Origin of the sequence: Bradyrhizobium hereditatis (assembly GCF_020329435.1) — a bacterium.
Classification (GTDB): Bacteria; Pseudomonadota; Alphaproteobacteria; order Rhizobiales; family Xanthobacteraceae; genus Bradyrhizobium; species Bradyrhizobium hereditatis.
In genome coordinates this window covers 468813-485392 of sequence record NZ_JAGKJK010000001.1, presented here as the reverse complement: position 1 = coordinate 485392, position 16580 = coordinate 468813, and the positions used below count along the sequence as shown (strand labels likewise).

Genomic DNA, 16580 nt, shown 5'->3' with positions numbered 1-16580 from the left:
CCTCACGCAGCCCGATTTCCCAGGCTGACCGCGCCCGCCATGTCGGCCGCCAGCAACAAGGCCGCGCGGCTGGCGCCGACCGAGGCAACGCCCTGGCCTGCGATGTCGTAAGCCGTGCCATGGGCCGGCGTGCAGATCGGGAACGGGAAGCCGCCCAGGATTGTCACTCCGCGATCGAAGCCCATCAGCTTCATCGCGATCTGGCCCTGGTCGTGGTACATCGTCAGCACCGCATCGAAGGCCCCGTTCTTAGCGCGCAGGAAGACCGTGTCGGCCGGAAACGGCCCCTCCACCGCTATCCCTTCGGCGCGGCCGGCCCTGACAGCTGGCTCGATCACATCGATCTCCTCACGGCCGAAATTGCCGCCGTCACCGGCATGCGGGTCGAGCCCAGCCACCGCGATGCGCGGCTCGGCAAAACCGGCCCGTCGCATGCAGGCATCGGTCAGTTTCAGCGCGCGATAGATACGTTCGACGGAGAGGCGCGAGGCCACGTCCTTGAGCGGGATGTGCGAGGTGACGCGGGCATTCCAGAGCCTGTCGAGCACGTTGAATTCGCTGGCCGGCGTTTTTAGGCCGGCGACCTCGGCGGAAAACGCAATCTCGTCATCATACTCCGCGCGCGCGAGCCGCATCGCCTTCTTGTTGAACGGCGTGAAGCAGACCGCATCGGCCTGCCCGTCACGCGCCAGCGTCAGCGCGCGACGGTAGTTCTCCAGCGCGAACGCGCCGCCGGCCTGGCTGGCAGCACCACGCTCGATGGTCGCGGGATCGAGGTGGCCGAGGTCCATAAAGGCGGCGTCACCGGCGATTGTTCTGGGCTCCGCCGACGGCGGCACATTTGGCAGGTCGCTCGCAACGCCGGCGATGCGCGCGCCTTCATCGAAAACGCGGCGATCCCCGATCACGAGCAGGCGTGCGCGGGAGCGGATCTCATCGAGGCAGGCGAGCTTGGCGGTCAGCTCCGGGCTGATGCCGGCGGGGTCACCCATCGCCAGCGCGATCAGCGGCTTGCCGGGGCTATGCAGGTTCATATGATCCTCACCCTTTCATGAGCGGCTTCGCCCGGCTTTCGCGAAAGATGCAGGAGCTGCAAGGCGAGCGGAAGCAGTAGCAGCGCCATCCCGGCCAGAACGAGCGTCGTGACCAGTCCGTTCGCAAAGAATATCCCGAGCGATCCCTTGGACATCAGCATGGCCTGCCGGAACGCGTCCTCGGCCTTGTCGCCGATCACGATCGCCAGCACCAACGGGGCCAATGGATAGTGCAGCTTCTTGAAGAGATAACCGACAAGGCCGAAGCCGAGCATCAAGACGACGTCGAGATAGGAGTTCGAGACCGAATAGGCGCCGACGACGCAGATGATGACGATCAGGGGCGCGATGACCGCGAACGGGATGCGCATCAGCGCGGCGAACACGGGAACGGTGAGCAGCACGAGCGCCACCGCGACGATGTTGCCGAGATACATCGAGGCGATCAGCCCCCAGACGAAATCTTTCTGGTCGACGAACAGCATCGGTCCGGGGTTCAATCCCCAGATCATCAGCCCGCCCATCATGACGGCGGCCGTGGCCGAGCCGGGAATGCCGAGCGAAAGCATCGGTAGCAGTGCGCTGGTGCCGGCGGCATGGTCGGCGGTCTCAGGCGCGACGATGCCCTCGGCCTCACCGGTGCCGAAACGCGCGCCACTCCGCGAAAAGCGCTTGGCGATGCCGTAGCTCATGAAGGAAGCCGCGGTCGGGCCACCCGGCGTAATGCCCATCCAGCAGCCGATGGCGGCGCTGCGCAATAGCGCAATGCCATGCTGCGGCAGACGGCCGAGCGCGCGGAAGACTTCCTTCCAATCCACCCTCGACGATACCGCGCGGGCAGAAAACTCCTCCTCGACCGCGATCAGCAATTCGCCGATGCCGAACAGCCCCATCACAGCGACGACGAAGCTGACGCCCTTCACCAGCTCATCGATACCCATGGTAAGCCGCACGCTGCCGGACACCGTATCGATGCCGATTGCAGCGATGGCAAAACCGATTCCGAGCGCCACCACCGTCTTGATCGGCGCCGCCCCGCCCATGCCGACAAAACTGGCGAAGGCGAGGAAATAAACCGCGAAGTATTCGGGCGGCCCGAAGGCGAGCGCCACCTGCGCCACCCAGGAGGCTAGAAACGTAATCAGGATCACGCCGACCAGCGCGCCGAACGCCGCCGAGCCGAAGGCGGTGGCCAGAGCCGTTGTCGGCCTGCCGTCGCGCGCCATCGGATAGCCGTCGAGCGTGGTCGCGACGGAGGAAGGTTCGCCGGGGATGTTGAACAGGATCGACGTCACCGAGCCGCCGAACAACGCGCCCCAATACATGCTCGACAGCAGGATGATCGCAGATACCGGCTGCATGCCGAAAGTCAGCGGCAGCAATAATGACACCCCGTTTGGCGCGCCGAGGCCGGGCAGAACCCCGACAAGAATGCCGAGCAGGACGCCGACCACCATCAGCGTCAGATGTGGAACGGTGACCGCGATGGTGAAGCCATGCAGCAGCGATTCAAGATTTTCCATCGCCCCGCTCCTAGAAACCGAACGCGGCAGCGAGCGCGCCGTGCGGCAGCGACACCTGGAACATGCGCTCGAACACGATGTAAAGCGCAAGCGGCGTAGCCGCTCCGATGACGAGCGCGCGCAAGACCGGTTGCCGCCTTGGCAACGCCAGAACCGCAAAAACGTAGCCCGCCGAGGCCAGATACATCCCAAGCAGCGGAATGACGGCAACGAAAATCGCGGCCGGAACGAACAGTCCCGCGAGGCGGCGAACCTCGGTCGCCGTGATGGCTATCCTGACATTTGCGAGGGTGCCGCGGCCGAGCGCGCCGTGAGCAACGTTGTAAAGGCTGCCGAGCACGATGATGACGCCGGTCAGGAACGGAAATGTGCCGGCGTCAACGCCGGCGCTCGACCAGCCGATGCCGTTGTCGATACTGGATATGATGACCACAACACCGAAAATACCGGTCAGCGCCGCGGCGGCGATCTCGAGCGCCCGTCGTGATATCATCGCTTCCCGCCTACTTCACCAGCCAGCCCTGTTCGCCCGCGACCTGCTTGACGTGTTCGAGATCCTTCTTGATGAAATCGTCGAATGCAGCGCCGGTCAGGAAGGTATCAACCTGCGAGGTCTTCTCGATGTATTCCTTCCATTCCGGCGTCGCCTGCACCTGCTTCATGAGATCGACGTAGAAGGCTGCCTGCTCCGGGCTGACCTTGCCAGGGAGCCACACCGTGCGCGGCTGCTCGTATTGCGAAATCGCGAGCCCCTGTTCGACGCAGGTCGGCACATCGCTCCACCCCTCTGATGTCGTGACCTTCGGCCCCTGCGGCAGCCGCTTCGGGCTGAAGGCGCAGAGCGGGCGCTGGGTGCTGCCGCGCCATTGCCCGAGGCTCTCAGAGGGATTGTTGACGTGGGCATCGATATGGCCACCGGCCAACTGCACGGCAGCCTCTGCGCCGCTCTTGAAGGGAATGTAGGTGAACTTGACGCGCGCCGCCTTCTCGATCATCCGCGTCAACACCTCGTCGGTGTCCTTGGACTGCGCCCCGCCCATCTTGAACTCGGATGCGGCCGCGGCCTTGAGAAAGTCGCCCACGGTCTTGTAGGGCGCGTCCTGCTTCACCCACAGCAAGAACTCGTCCTGCGCCATGGCGGCGATTGGGGTGAGATCGGTATAGTTGAAAGCGACCTTGGAGACGAGCGGTTGCTGCCACGCATTCGAGGTGCCGAAGATCACCTTGTACGGATCGCCGGCGGACGCCTTGCCGTAGATATAACCCTCCGCCCCGCTGCCGCCGCCCTTGTTGACGACTACCACCGGCTGGTCGGTCAGCTTGTACTTGGTAATGATGCTCTGGACGGCACGCGCGAGATTGTCTGTCCCGCCACCCGGCCCCGCCGTTGCGACGAACTCGATCGGCTTCTGCGGCTTCCACGCCGCGGCCGCCGGAAGCGCGCCGGCGAGCATAAGAGCTGCCGTGGACAGCAGGAGTTTTGACGCGATCTTCATGGCTTCCTCCGGGTAGTCATTCTTGTTGTCGTTCGTATTTTCAGCTCATTGTCAGGCGACCTGCTCCTTGCGGCCGGCCGAGGCCGCAACGATCGCGCCCTCCCGCTCAAGCGCATCGATCTGCGCCTGATCAAATCCATGTTCACGCAGTACCTCGCGCGTGTGCTCGCCATAAACCGGCGCGCCCGAACGTACCTTGCCGGGAGTCGCCGAGAATTTGATCGGCAGTCCAATTGTTTTGACCGGTCCGAGTGTCGAATGTTCGACCTCGACCACCATGTCGCGCGCGAGCGTCTGCGGATCGTTCAACGCTTCCAGCATGTCGTGTACGGGGCCGCAGGGCACGCCCTTCTCGTCAAGCGCCGTGAGCCAATGCGCCCGCGTGTGCTTGCGGAAGCGTGCGCTCAGTTCGGCTTCGAGCTCCTTCAGATTTGCCATGCGGTCGGAGCCGTTGACGAAGCGCGGGTCGGAAGCCAGCTCCGGCGCGCCAAGCGCCTCGAGCATCAGCAGCCAGTGCTTTTTGTTGGCGCCCCCGACCACCAGCCAGCCATCGGATGCCTCGAACGCCTGATACGGCGCGTTGAGCGGATGGGCCGAGCCCATGGCGCGCGGCGCCACATTGCTCGCAAGCGCGATCGTCGACTGCCAATAGGTCTGCACCAGCGCCGCCTCGTAGAGCGAGGTCTCCACCCATTGCCCTTCCCCGGTCTTGAGCCGGTGCGAATATGCGGCGAGGATTCCCATGCACGCCAGCAGACCGGCGGTGATGTCTGAGAGCGGCGGCCCGCATTTGACTGGAGGGCCGTCCGGCCGCTCGCCGGTAAAACTCATGATGCCGCTCATCGCCTGGGCGACCAGATCGAAGCCGCGGCGATGCTTGTACGGGCCGGTGCGACCGAAACCGGACAGCGAGCAATAGATCAGCGCCGGAAAATCCCGGTGCAGCTCCTGATAGCCGAAGCCGAGCCGCTCCATCGCGCCCGGCGCGAAATTCTCGACCAGCACGTCGGCGCCGGCGATCAGCCGCCGCAGCACCTCCTTGCCGCCTGCGGTCTTCAAGTCGAGCACGATGCCCCGCTTGTTGCGGTTCATCATCAAAAAGGAGGCCGCCTCGTCGCCGATCTTCGGTGGCACCGAGTGCCGCGTGTCGTCGCCATTTGGCCATTTCTCGATCTTGATGACGTCGGCGCCCATGTCGGCGAGCATCAACGTGCAGGTCGGCCCCGCCATCACATGGGTGAGATCGATGACCTTGAGGCCGGCGAGCGGCCCCGAACGCAGCGGCGTATCGTCTTGAACGGACATGAGGGCTCCTATTGGCCGCGCCATTGCGGTGGGCGCTTGGTAAGAAACGCATCGAGCCCTTCACGGAAATCCTGGCTGGTGTAGCACATCAGGATGAGGTCCTCGCCCTCCTCGCGCGTCAGCCGTTTCTGTAAGCGCGCGACCGCCTGCTTGGTCGCGCTCAGCGTCAGCGGCGCATTGCCGGCAACGAGCCGCGCGATCTCGTCGGCGCGCGTGTCAAGCGCCGTGAGATCATCGACGACCTCGTTGAGCAGGCCGAGCGAGGCCGCCTCCTGGGCTTCGACAAGCCGTGCGGTGAAGATCAGATCCTTGACCCGCGCCGGACCGATCAACGCGGTAATGCGGCTGACATTCGACATCGACAGACAGTTGCCGAGGGTGCGCGCGATCGGAAATCCGATCCGTGTGCTCTTTGTGCCGATGCGCAGATCGCAGCAGGCCGCGATGCCCGCGCCGCCGCCGGTGCAGGCGCCGTTGATGGCGGCAATGGTCGGCACGCGGCATGTTTCGAGGATGCCGAGCACGCGGTCTATACGGTTCTCGTAGTCGAGCGCATCCTGCGGCGCCTTGAAGGCACGAAACTGATTGATGTCGGTGCCCGCGGCAAACGCCTTGTCGCCGGCCCCTCGCAGCAGCAGCACCTTGATGGCACGGTCGCGGTTGGCGAGCTCGCAGATCTCCGCCAGCCGCTCGTACACCTCGAAAGTGAATGCATTGCGCGCCTGGGGGCGGTTGAAGGTCACCCGGCCGATGCCGTCATCGAGGGAAAACAGGAGATCACCCTCCCGTACCGCTACGTCCAGTTCCATCCCGACGGCCCTTTCTTTAATCGATTTTTACCAATTCTGAATGCAAAAATCCGTTTTATCAAGCTGGAACTGACATTATTGGGGTGATATAGCCAGTTTTGCATTCAAATTGGATTTTTACGGCGATGCTTCATGAGGAAGTAGTAGGCCGCGTCCGCGCCATGTTGCTCGACGGCGAGATTCCACCGGGCGCGCGGATCCCCGAACGCGACCTCTGTGAAAAGCTGCAGATCTCCCGGACGCCGCTACGAGAGGCCCTCAAGGTGCTAGCGGCCGAAGGCCTGGTTCAGTTGCTGCCGAACCGCGGCTCGCGCGCGGCGCGGCTGACCGACAAGGACATGCGCGACCTGTTCGAGGTGTGCCAGGGACTTGAAGCGCTGGCGGGAGAACTCGCCTGCGAGCGCATCACGGATGCCGAGATCGCCGACGTCGCCGCCGCTCATGCCGCGATGGTGCGGCATTACGGGGAGCACGACCTCCTGCAGTACTATCGCTGCAATCGCTATATCCACGAGGCGATCATCGCCGCGGCCGGCAATCCGGTGCTCTCGGGCCTCTATGAGTTAGTCACGGCCCGCATTCGCCGTGCGCGCTACGTCACGCCGATGACACCACGGCGCTGGGCGCTGGCGGTGCAGGAGCACGAAGCGATCCTCAATGCACTGCAACGCCGCGACGGCGTGGGGTTGTCGCATATCCTGCGCGCGCATCTGCGCCACAAGCGCGAAGAGGTCTTGCAGGCCGGCTTCGCAGAGACCGAACCTCTAGAACAGGCTCGCGCATCCTAGCAGCGCCGGTCCTGAAGTCCGGTCGGAGCGGTGGCGGAGCACACACCGCCACCTACGGATTTATGCGGAGTGGCTGCTTCCGAACGCTAACCAGTCGTTCACCATGACGGTGAATCCCGCTTTCCGATCGACCAAAAACCTCAGGCCTCAAGTTCCCTTATACCTTTGATGCCTAGTCATTCTTACGGGATGGCTGCGTTGGATGGGCATCCCTGCGTAAGAGTAGATCGTAAGCGTATGAACATCGCACGTGTCGTCGTTCTAGCCATCGCGTTGAGTGCCGGCGGTGTCGCCGCCTATCTCGCCCGGGGCACGGACGAAAAATCCCACCCGGCGACCGAACCGGTCGCACAACTCCCGACAGTGGAAATTCTGGTCGCCAAGTCCGACATCGGACTCGGCCAGGCGGTCAAGCCCGAAGACCTGCAATGGCAGACCTGGCCGGCCTCAACTGCCGGCAACAATCTGATCAACCGCGCCGGCAGGGCCGACGCCATCACGGAAATTGCCGGCTCGATCGCACGCACGCCCTTCTTCGCGGGCGAACCGATCCGCGAGCAGAAGCTGGTCAAGGCCAACGGCTCCGGCTTCATGGCCGCCATCCTGCCGAGCGGCATGCGCGCGATCTCGACCGAGATCTCGCCAGAAACCGGCGCCGGCGGCTTCATCCTGCCCAACGACCGCGTCGACGTCATCCTTTCCAAGCGCGAGAAGAATCCAGACGGCAGGGGACCAGACGTCGTCCAATCGGAAATCATTTTCTCAAATATCCGCGTGCTGGCGATCGATCAGGCGCCGAAGGAAAAAGAGGGCAGCAACTCCCTCGTCGGCCGCACCGCCACACTCGAACTGAAACCCGAGCACGCCGAGACGCTGGCGCGCGCGCGCCAGAGCGGCTCGCTGACGCTCGCGCTGCGCAGCATCACCGATGTCAACGAGCCAGAAGGCGCGATCGAGGAACAGATCAAGAAACGAAGCGAGAGCGTCAACGTGGTTCGCTACGGGGTCGCCAATCCAACGACGGCACAGAAGTGACCGAAAGGACGCCAGAAATGAAGTTTGGGGATAATAAGTCAGCGATGCGGGCTGTGCTGGGACGCAGCCTGTTATTGTCGGCCGTCGCCGCGCTGACGCTCGGCCCGTTGCTGCCCGTCGTCGCAGCCGAGTCCGACAAGGATCCGGTGACGACCTCCGCCATCAGCCCGGCCAAGATGCGCTTCCTGTCGCTCGGCATCGGCAAATCCGTGGTCGTCGATCTGCCGCGCGATGTGAAGGATGTGCTGGTCGCTGACCCGAAGATCGCCAACGCCGTCGTTCGCTCTTCGCAGCGTGCCTACATCATCGGCGCTGCGGTCGGCCAGACCAACGTGGTGTTCTTCGATGCCGACGGTCAGCAGGTCGCGTCCTACGACATCGCGGTCAAGCGCGACCTCAACGGCGTGCGCGCCACGCTGCGGCAGTCGCTGCCGGGAATCCAGATCGAGGGCGTCGGCGATAGCGTGGTGCTGACCGGCACGGTGTCGAGCCCAGTCGAAGCCCAGCAGGCCGGCGAGATCGCTGCGCGGCTGGTGGGCGGGTCCGAGAAGGTCGTCAATTCGATCGTCGTTCGCGGCCGCGATCAGGTGATGTTGAAGGTTACTGTCGCGGAAGTCCGGCGGGATGTCGTCAAACAACTGGGCATCGATCTCAGCGCCCAATTGAATGTCGGCAATACGACCGTGAATTTCAACAATACCAATCCCTTCACTGCAAACAACGCACCCCTCGTGCCCGGCAATGGCCTGGGCATCGCAGCCGGCACGATGCCGTCGGTCCAGGCAGTGCTTCGCGCGATGGAAAAGGCCGGTGTCGTGAAGACGCTCGCCGAACCCAATCTCACAGCGATATCAGGCGAATCTGCAACGTTTATCTCAGGCGGCGAATTTCCCATTCCGACCGGCGTAAGCTGCCAAACAACAGCGGGGGGCGGCATCGGAAATTGCGTCCAGACCGTCAGCTTCAAGAAATTCGGCATCTCGCTCAACTTCACGCCGGTCGTCCTGTCCGAGGGACGGATCAGCCTGCGCGTGATGACGGAAGTTTCGGAAGTCTCGACCGAAAACGCTTTGACTGGCGGCCAGGGTGGAACGACGATTCCCTCAATCAAGACCCGCCGCGCCGAGACGACGCTGGAAATCCCCTCTGGCGGCTCGATGGCAATGGCCGGCCTGATCCAGGAGCAAACGAAGCAGGCCATCAACGGCCTGCCCGGGCTCGATCAATTGCCGGTTCTGGGCCAACTGTTCCGCAGCCAGGACTTCGTCAACAACCAGACCGAACTGATGGTGCTGGTGACGCCCTATGTCGTCCGCGCGGTCGCGCAGAAGGAGCTGTCGCGTCCCGATGACGGATTCGCACCGGCATCCGATTCCCAGTCCGCGCTGCTCGGGCGCATCAACCGAATCTACGGCGTCGCCGCCCGCGTCGATCCCGTCGCCGGTGTCCAAGGCAATTTTGGCTTCATCATTGATTGAAACGCAGCACTGTTCAGCGCGTGGGGACGAGGACAAAACGATGATAACGAGAACACCGCTCCAACGGGTCAAGGTCGTGGGGCTGCTTGGCGCCCTCCTCGGCTGTTCGGCGGCGCTCGGCGCTTGCACGTGGCAGTCTACGGAAGTCGTGACGACCGCGAGCGTGCCTTATGATTATCGCCACCGTCATCCGATTGCGGTGACCGAAGCCGACCAGTCGATCGTCGTGTTCGTCGGCCGCAACCGCGGCGGCCTCTCCGGGCCGCAGCGCACCGACGTCATGGGCCTGGCGCACAACTGGATGCGCGAAGGCACCGGAGCGATCATCGCCGAGGTCCCGATCGGCACGGCGAACGCGCGCGCGGCTGCGGCGTCTTACCAGGAAATCCGGACGGTCCTGATGGCGGGCGGCGTGCCTTCGCGCGCCATCACGCTGCGTCACTACTACCCCGACGATGCCCGCACGCTGCCGACGATCAGGCTGAGCTATCCGAAAATTTCGGCTGTCGCCGGTCCATGCGGGCTGTGGCCGCAAGATCTCGGGCCGAACATCGACAACGTCGCCTACAACGAAAACCGCCCCTACCACAATTTCGGCTGTGCGACCCAGCGCAACCTCGCCGCTATGATCGACAATCCGGCGGACCTCGAGCAGCCGCGTCCCGAAAGCGTCGCCTATACGTCCCGGCGCAATATCGCCTTTGAAAAATACCGCAAGGGTCAAGCGACCGAGACCACCTACCCCGAAGCCGACAAAGCCAAACTCAGCGATACAGGCAAATGATCAGCCGCGTTTTTCAAAACTCCGACGATCAAGTGGACGAGACGCCGACGAAGCCCGAAGAATATATCTCGCCGGCGCCGCGCGTTTCAGTTCAGGCCTTTTGCGCCAGCGTCGCGGTCGCAACCGCGGTGCGCGCGGCAAGCGAAGACCGCCGGCTCGGCAAGGCCCACCTTACCGTTCACATGGGCGGCATTGCAGCCGCCATCGAGGCCTATCATAAAGCGCCAACACCGAACGTCATCCTGATCGAGAGCGAACCAGGCAGCGATATCCTCGAAGGGCTCGATGAACTCGCGACCGTCTGCGACGCCGGCACCCGCGTCGTCGTGATCGGCAGCGCCAACGACGTCACGCCCTATCGCGAGCTGGTGCGGCGCGGCGTCAGCGACTACATCACCGCACCGGTCGAGCCGATCGATGTCGTGCGCGCGATCTGCGGCCTCTACGCGGCATCCGAGGCCGTGGCCGTCGGCCGCATCGTCGCCGTTGTCGGCGCCAAGGGCGGCGTCGGCTCATCCACCGTCGCGCACAACGTGGCTTGGGCGATCGCCCGCGACCTCGCACTCGATTCCGTCGTGATCGATCTCGACCTCGCCTTCGGCACCGCAGGCCTCGACTACAACCAGGACCCGGTCCAAGGCATTGCCAACGCCGTCTTCCAACAGGAGCGGCCGGACTCAGCCCTCATGGAGCGTCTGCTGTCGAAATGCACCGACCGCCTCAACCTCCTGGCGGCGCCGGCCACGTTGGACCAGGTCTACGATTTCGGCGCCGACGCGTTCGATGCCATCTTCGATACGATGCGAATGACGACGCCCTGCATCGTGCTCGACGTCCCCCATCAATGGTCGGCGTGGACCAAGCGTACGCTGGTCGGCGCGGACGACATCCTGATTGTCGCCGAGCCCGATCTCGCCAATATGCGCAACACCAAGAACATGCTGAACGTGCTGAAGGCGGCGCGGCCGAACGATCGCCCGCCGCTCTACTGCCTCAACCAGGTCGGCATGCACAAGCGTCCCGAAATCTCCGTGCGCGAATTCGCCAAGGCGATCGAGAGTCAGCCGATCGCCGCCATTCCGTTCGATTCGAAGATGTTCGGCACGGCTGCCAATAACGGCCAGATGATCGCGCAGATCTCGGCCAGGCACCGCACCACACAGATGTTCCTGCAGATCGCGCAGCGGATGACGGGCCATGCCGTGACCAAGCGGTCACGGGCCTCGTTCCTCACGCCGATCATCAAGAAGCTGCAGGGCGCCACGGCCCGCAGGGCGTGAGACAGAACAAACCAAGTTATCGGTTCTGCTCAATTAAAACCGATAGCTAGGCCCTAAGCCGTGGCCCCATAAATCTATCCGCTAGGCCTGCTCGCCTGGCATCCACCGTCCGCGGGCTACAAGGCTTCGGCCTTAAGGGCGTCCGGCCGGGCCCTCGCCTGCAGGCGGGACACCGCCTTGGTTAGCGGAACGTCGGCCTGTGAGCCGTCGCGCTCGCGCAGGCTCACTCGGCCGTCCCTCATCTCGCGCTCGCCGACGATAGCCATCACCGGTACCGCAATTTCATGCGCCGCCACGATGCGCCGCGAAAGAGTATCTGCGCCGTCATAGGCAACGGCCCGGATCCCGGCATCCTCGAACGCCGCCAGAACGTCCGCGCAGTATCCGGCCTGGTCTTTCGAGATCGGCGCGACCGCGACCTGGTCCGGTGACAGCCAGAACGGAAGCGCGCCGCCATGGTGCTCGAGCAGGATCGCGATCATGCGGCCGAGCGATCCGAAGATGGCGTGGTGGATCATCATGGGCCACGCGCGGCTGCCGTCCGGGGCGACGTAGGATGCTTCGAGCCGCCGCGGCAGCACGGCGTCGAGTTGCACTGTGCCGCACTGCCAGGATCGTCCCAGCCGGTCGCGCAGCGCGAATTCCAGCTTCGGTCCGTAGAATGCACCGTCGCCGGGATTAATTTGAGGCACGAGAGCGCATTGCCGCGCGGCATTGCCGAGCTTCGCCTCTGACCAGTCCCAAGTCGCTTCGTCACCTGCGCGCACCGCCGGCCGCGTCGCCAACGCCACCTCGTAGTTGGGAAAGCCGAGCTCTCGGTAGACCTCGTCAAGCAGGGTGATGAAGCGCGCGACTTCGTCCTCCACGTGCTGCTCGCGGCAGAACACATGGGCATCATCTTGCTCGAAGGCGCGCGTCCGCATGATGCCGTGGAGCGAACCGGAAGGCTCATTGCGGTGGCAAGCGCCGAACTCGGCATAGCGGATCGGAAGCTCCCGCCACGAGCGCAGCCCCTTGTTGAAGATCTGCACGTGGCACGGGCACGACATCGGTTTCAGCGCCATCGCCTGCTCGCCGTCGTCGACCCGGAACATATGCTCGCCGAACTTGTCCCAGTGGCCGCTGCGGCCCCAGAACTCCTTTGGCAGCAACTGTGGCGTCCGGACTTCGGCATAGCCGGCTCGGCGCATCTTGCGCCGGACATAGTCCTCCAGCACCCGATAGACCGCGTAGCCGCGCGGATGCCAGAACACCATGCCCGGCGCATCTTCCTGAAGGTGCCAGAGTTTGAGCTTCACGCCGAGGTTTCTGTGGTCGAGATCGTCCATGGCTATGTTCCTTTGATGGGAAAAAGCGCGGACAGGGACCAGCAAAAACCAAAGGCCCCATCCGTCGCCGGCGGGGCCTTTTTCTGGGTGAAGTACGCTTGTCTCTTAGCGCGCGCAGCCAGCAGGCGATCCGCCGTAAGCGGTCGCGGTGGTGGTCAATGCGGCTGATCGAAGCTTAATCATGCTCTGTATATGGCGGCAAAATGCTCAGGCGTCAACGCCAGCCGCTTGGCGGCGCGGAATATGGGTGATGCGCGGGGACATGAGTCTACGCCCTAGTCGGAACGTCGGGCCGCAGCGATCGGCATCTTGCCGGCCTCGGCCCGCGCGTCTTCCTTATCCTTGCGCGACAGCATTCGCTTCAATTGCGCGACATTAGCGGCCGCCTCGGCTGGCGGTAGATCAGCCTTCGCGATCTTCTCCGCTTCGGCAAGGTTGCCTTGCAGGCCAACCGCCAGCGCCAGATTGGCTCGTACGCGCGGATCGCTTCCGCCAATGCTGTGGGCTCGGCGCAGCGTCTCCTCGGCCTTGGGCAGTTCTTTCGAAAGCACGTAGGACAATCCGAGATTGGACAGCACCGATGGCTGGTCGGGGGCGATTTTCAGCGCGCTCGCATAATATTGCCGAGCCTCCTCGTAGCGGCCGAGCTGATCCAGCGTCGCACCCTGCGCCGAGAGCAGGCGCCAATCCGGATCGTCGGGGCTGTGGGCACGGCCAAGCACGTCGAAGGCCTGCTGGAAATTGCCGTTATCGGCCAGCGCACGGCCGTAGGCGGCGAGCAAAAGCTTGTTGCCTGGGTGAGCGATGGAGGCCTGCTCGAGCACAGCGACCGCCTGCGAGCGCTGTCCGGTCGCGCGGAGCGCCTTGCCATATTTTAGCGCCGCGTCGGCATCCTTCGGATTGGCACGATAGCGCTCCTGATAGAGTTCGATGTCGCGGCGCGGGTCACCGGCGCGGCTGCTGACCTCGGCCTTCTCGTCGATCGAACCGGTAACGTCTGACAGTCCCGAGGTCTGGCAGCCGCCAAGCCCCAACGCCAGCATCAAGCTGGATGTGCACGCAAGAAGCCGCGCGGCGCGAGGCGGATGGGACAACTTCTGGAACATGTAGCTGGGACTCACGGCGGCAACTGCCCAGCAGTGTTCCCAGCTTAACCCTAAATTCAGGTTAAATTCGTCCGTATCATGGTAACGCGTGACCTTCGTCGACGGCTCCTCGCCGTCGAACGTTCGCGTTGGCCCGAACCCGCCGGCCGGGCGGCGGCTCAAAGCCGTCTAGTCGAGGAATTGCGCGCCGAACTCGCAGCCGATCCGCCATGCCAACCGGCACTGACGCGGCCTTCCCTCCGAAAAGATCACCGTGAATTCGGGAGGAATCTCGGGATATTCGGCGATGATCTTCACACCACCATCCGACATGTCCGTGATCATGCAGTCGCGCGGCAATCCGCTGGCAAACTGTATTTTCGCAAAGTTTCTGCACGCACGTCGTTCGCTTCTGCGGCGATTCGCTGCCAACATGTCAGTCCCTGACCCCTGCTCGATGTGATTTACTCGAAGGTGGGATCAGCTTTACCGAAGAATCGTTGGAATTGGCCTAGCGCGGCGGTTCGCAATGTAACTGATGCATTCGAATTCCGTTTACCGAACCGAAGCTCCGGGATGCCCGCAAAGCGCGCCTGCAGCAGCGCAATTTTCGGCAAATTGTCCGGGGGCGCCGATCAGCGGTCCAGCGTCTTCGAGCCGGTGGCGCGGTTCTTCACGATCAGCATGATGTTTCTGATGTAGATGATCGTCGCCATAGACTGGCCGACGATGATCACGGGTTCGCGCTTGGCGATGCCGTAGATCAGCGTCATCACCCCTCCGCCCATCGAGAAGAACCAGAACGCCATCGGCACCACGCTTTGCCCGACGCGTTCGCTGGTGATCCACTGCACCAAAAAGCGCGCGGTGAACAGCAATTGCGCGACCAGCCCAAACGCCAGCCAGAAATCGAACTTGGCGACGAAGACGTCATAGAGGTAATCGCCGAGCGCCTGCCCGTATTGAATCAGCATCAGGAAACCTCGGTCGCAACGGGGGTCGGCTTCTTGCGGCGGATCAGCCACCACACGCCGGCGAGATCCATGATTCCGATCCACAGCCGGTCGAAGAAGCCGTAATTGGACACGCCGGAATGGCGCGGCCGGTCGATCACGTCGACATAGGCGATCTCAAAACCTTCGCGGCGCACCAGCGCCGGCAGAAAGCGATGCAGCCCATCGAAATACGGCATCGACAGGAATACCTCGCGCGGAAACGCCTTCAGCCCGCAACCGGTGTCGCGGGTGCCGTCTTTCAGGATCGCCTTGCGAACGCCGTTGGCGATCCGCGACTGCAGCTTCTTGAAACCGGTATCCTTGCGTCCTACCCGTTGGCCCGCCGCGAGGCCGATGCGACCGCCGCCATTTTCGACGGCGGCGATCAGATCCGGCAGGAACACGGGGTTGTTCTGGCCGTCGCCGTCCAGTGTCGCGACGATGGCGCCGCGCGCCGCCCGCACACCGCTGCGCACCGCCGCCGATTGTCCCGATGAAGCAGTGTGTTGCAGCTGCCGGAGCTGGCGGTGCCGCTTCATCAGGTCAGTCAGCCGCTCGGCGGTCGCATCCGTCGAGCCGTCATTGACGTAGATGATCTCGTAGTTCCAGCGGCCATCGAGCGCGCCGATGATTTCCGCAATCAGCGGGGCGACATTTTCCGCTTCGTTGCGCACCGGCACAACGATGGAAACGGCGACCGCGTCTCTGTCGGCAGGAGTCAAATCGGCACTCGTCTGGTTGGTTTGAAAAGGGCTCGGAACCGGGCCTATCGGGCCGTCTGGCGGCGTCCGCTTTTATGGGGCGAAAGCGCCGCGGGCAACCCTTTTGAGGCGCCCCGAAGAGGGCCCGACTAGCGGCACAATGCTGCCGTCGCGCTGAATCGCAAACCCCAGCCTGCGGGCCGCAAACCAGTAGCGAACGAACATCGCGCCAATAATGCCGACCAGCGCGCCGGCGACGACGTCGCTCGGGTGATGCGCCAGCAGCACCAGGCGGGTGCCGGCGATGATCACGGCATAGACGGCCATCGCAAACCGCATGCCCGGCCAGAGCGACGACACCGCGAATGCGAGCGCAAAGGCGGTCGTGGCATGCCCGGAGGGAAAACTGTAATAGGCCGGATGTCCTGCAAAATGCGAGAAGAGGAAGGCATTGGCCTCGCCGCCGACAAAGGGCCTGCCGCGGCCGACGCTGTATTTCAGCACTTCAGTCACAAGCGCGGAAACGGCTACTGCAAGGAAGAGGAATTGCAGCCGCGTCCCGAGACCGAGCAGCAGCGATCGCTGAATGCCGCGCAAGGCGGGCGCGGCGAGCGCGACCGCAATCAGCAATCCGCCGAGCACCGCCAGCACATATTCGTCTTTGCCGAAATCGGTGATGATGCGAACCCACCACAGCGAGGGCGTGCCGCGCTTCGGCATCTGAGCGATTTCCCAGGCATCGATCGCATACATCAGCACGATGATCGCGGCGCCGAGCCCTGCGGTCAGCCACACCACGTGCCGCGCCGCTCGTCGCCCGGCTTCCGCGCGCCGCGAATGCGACGGCGAGCGCACGAGCTGCGCCAGCGACAGCCAGCTCAGCGTCGCAAAGCGCGCAAAGTAGTTCTGGGAATCGCTGACGAGGGCCCTCCCAGCCAT

Annotated in this window: 17 protein-coding genes; 5 read left to right on the top strand and 12 right to left on the bottom strand. The window is 63.7% G+C overall.

The window, feature by feature from the left end:
• Positions 1-2 precede the first annotated feature (2 nt).
• The 6 genes from J6524_RS02490 to J6524_RS02465 are packed head-to-tail and all read right to left on the bottom strand — an operon-like array spanning position 3 to position 6167.
• Positions 3-1034: a 4-hydroxythreonine-4-phosphate dehydrogenase PdxA gene (locus J6524_RS02490; RefSeq protein ID WP_225668705.1), complete on the bottom strand. Its 1032-nt coding sequence runs from the start codon at positions 1032-1034 to the stop codon at positions 3-5.
• On the bottom strand, positions 1031-2557 hold the full coding sequence (locus J6524_RS02485; protein WP_225668704.1) for a tripartite tricarboxylate transporter permease: 1527 nt from the start codon (positions 2555-2557) through the stop codon (positions 1031-1033). Before J6524_RS02485 ends, J6524_RS02490 begins: the two co-directional genes overlap by 4 nt.
• Before the next feature lie 10 nt (positions 2558-2567).
• Positions 2568-3050 (bottom strand): tripartite tricarboxylate transporter TctB family protein, encoded by a 483-nt coding sequence (locus tag J6524_RS02480; RefSeq protein ID WP_225668703.1) that lies wholly within the window; start codon positions 3048-3050, stop codon positions 2568-2570.
• Between the two features lie 10 nt (positions 3051-3060).
• Complete coding sequence (locus J6524_RS02475) at positions 3061-4053, bottom strand: tripartite tricarboxylate transporter substrate binding protein (RefSeq protein ID WP_225668702.1); 993 nt, start codon at positions 4051-4053, stop codon at positions 3061-3063.
• Between the two features lie 51 nt (positions 4054-4104).
• Positions 4105-5358 carry a CaiB/BaiF CoA transferase family protein gene (locus J6524_RS02470; RefSeq protein ID WP_225668700.1) on the bottom strand — a complete coding sequence of 418 codons (1254 nt, stop codon included), beginning with the start codon at positions 5356-5358 and terminating at the stop codon, positions 4105-4107.
• 8 nt (positions 5359-5366) lie between these two features.
• Positions 5367-6167: an enoyl-CoA hydratase/isomerase family protein gene (locus tag J6524_RS02465; protein ID WP_225668699.1), complete on the bottom strand. Its 801-nt coding sequence runs from the start codon at positions 6165-6167 to the stop codon at positions 5367-5369.
• 125 nt (positions 6168-6292) lie between these two features.
• On the opposite strand from J6524_RS02465, the gene J6524_RS02460 reads away from it, so the two are divergent.
• From J6524_RS02460 to J6524_RS02440, 5 genes are all read left to right on the top strand, one after another.
• A complete protein-coding gene (locus J6524_RS02460) occupies positions 6293-6955 on the top strand; it encodes a GntR family transcriptional regulator (protein WP_225668698.1) in 663 nt (220 codons plus the stop codon).
• A gap of 237 nt (positions 6956-7192) precedes the next feature.
• Positions 7193-7990 (top strand): Flp pilus assembly protein CpaB, encoded by a 798-nt coding sequence (gene cpaB / locus J6524_RS02455; RefSeq protein ID WP_225668697.1) that lies wholly within the window; start codon positions 7193-7195, stop codon positions 7988-7990.
• A 17-nt stretch (positions 7991-8007) separates the two neighbouring features.
• Positions 8008-9468, top strand: coding sequence for a type II and III secretion system protein family protein (locus J6524_RS02450; RefSeq protein ID WP_225668696.1), 1461 nt, complete (start codon positions 8008-8010; stop codon positions 9466-9468).
• Positions 9469-9508: 40 nt separating this feature from the next.
• Positions 9509-10252: a CpaD family pilus assembly protein gene (locus J6524_RS02445; RefSeq protein ID WP_225668695.1), complete on the top strand. Its 744-nt coding sequence runs from the start codon at positions 9509-9511 to the stop codon at positions 10250-10252.
• Positions 10249-11532, top strand: coding sequence for a CpaE/TadZ family protein (locus J6524_RS02440; protein WP_225668694.1), 1284 nt, complete (start codon positions 10249-10251; stop codon positions 11530-11532). Before J6524_RS02445 ends, J6524_RS02440 begins: the two co-directional genes overlap by 4 nt.
• Positions 11533-11648: 116 nt before the next feature.
• Here J6524_RS02440 and thrS read toward each other — a convergent pair whose 3' ends face one another.
• The 6 genes from thrS to J6524_RS02410 form a co-directional block, all read right to left on the bottom strand.
• A complete protein-coding gene (gene thrS, locus J6524_RS02435) occupies positions 11649-12860 on the bottom strand; it encodes a threonine--tRNA ligase (RefSeq protein WP_225668693.1) in 1212 nt (403 codons plus the stop codon).
• A 275-nt stretch (positions 12861-13135) separates the two neighbouring features.
• Complete coding sequence (locus J6524_RS02430; RefSeq protein ID WP_225668691.1) at positions 13136-13966, bottom strand: tetratricopeptide repeat protein; 831 nt, start codon at positions 13964-13966, stop codon at positions 13136-13138.
• A 168-nt stretch (positions 13967-14134) separates the two neighbouring features.
• Positions 14135-14380 (bottom strand): PilZ domain-containing protein, encoded by a 246-nt coding sequence (locus J6524_RS37570; protein ID WP_312002233.1) that lies wholly within the window; start codon positions 14378-14380, stop codon positions 14135-14137.
• A 200-nt stretch (positions 14381-14580) separates the two neighbouring features.
• Positions 14581-14919, bottom strand: coding sequence for a lipid-A-disaccharide synthase N-terminal domain-containing protein (locus J6524_RS02420; RefSeq protein ID WP_225668688.1), 339 nt, complete (start codon positions 14917-14919; stop codon positions 14581-14583).
• The gene (locus J6524_RS02415; protein ID WP_225668686.1) at positions 14919-15662 is read right to left on the bottom strand and encodes a glycosyltransferase family 2 protein; all 744 of its coding nucleotides are present in this window, start codon (positions 15660-15662) and stop codon (positions 14919-14921) included. The genes J6524_RS02420 and J6524_RS02415 overlap by 1 nt, the downstream gene beginning before the upstream one ends.
• Before the next feature lie 72 nt (positions 15663-15734).
• Positions 15735-16580 carry a phosphatase PAP2 family protein gene (locus J6524_RS02410; RefSeq protein ID WP_225668685.1) on the bottom strand — a complete coding sequence of 282 codons (846 nt, stop codon included), beginning with the start codon at positions 16578-16580 and terminating at the stop codon, positions 15735-15737.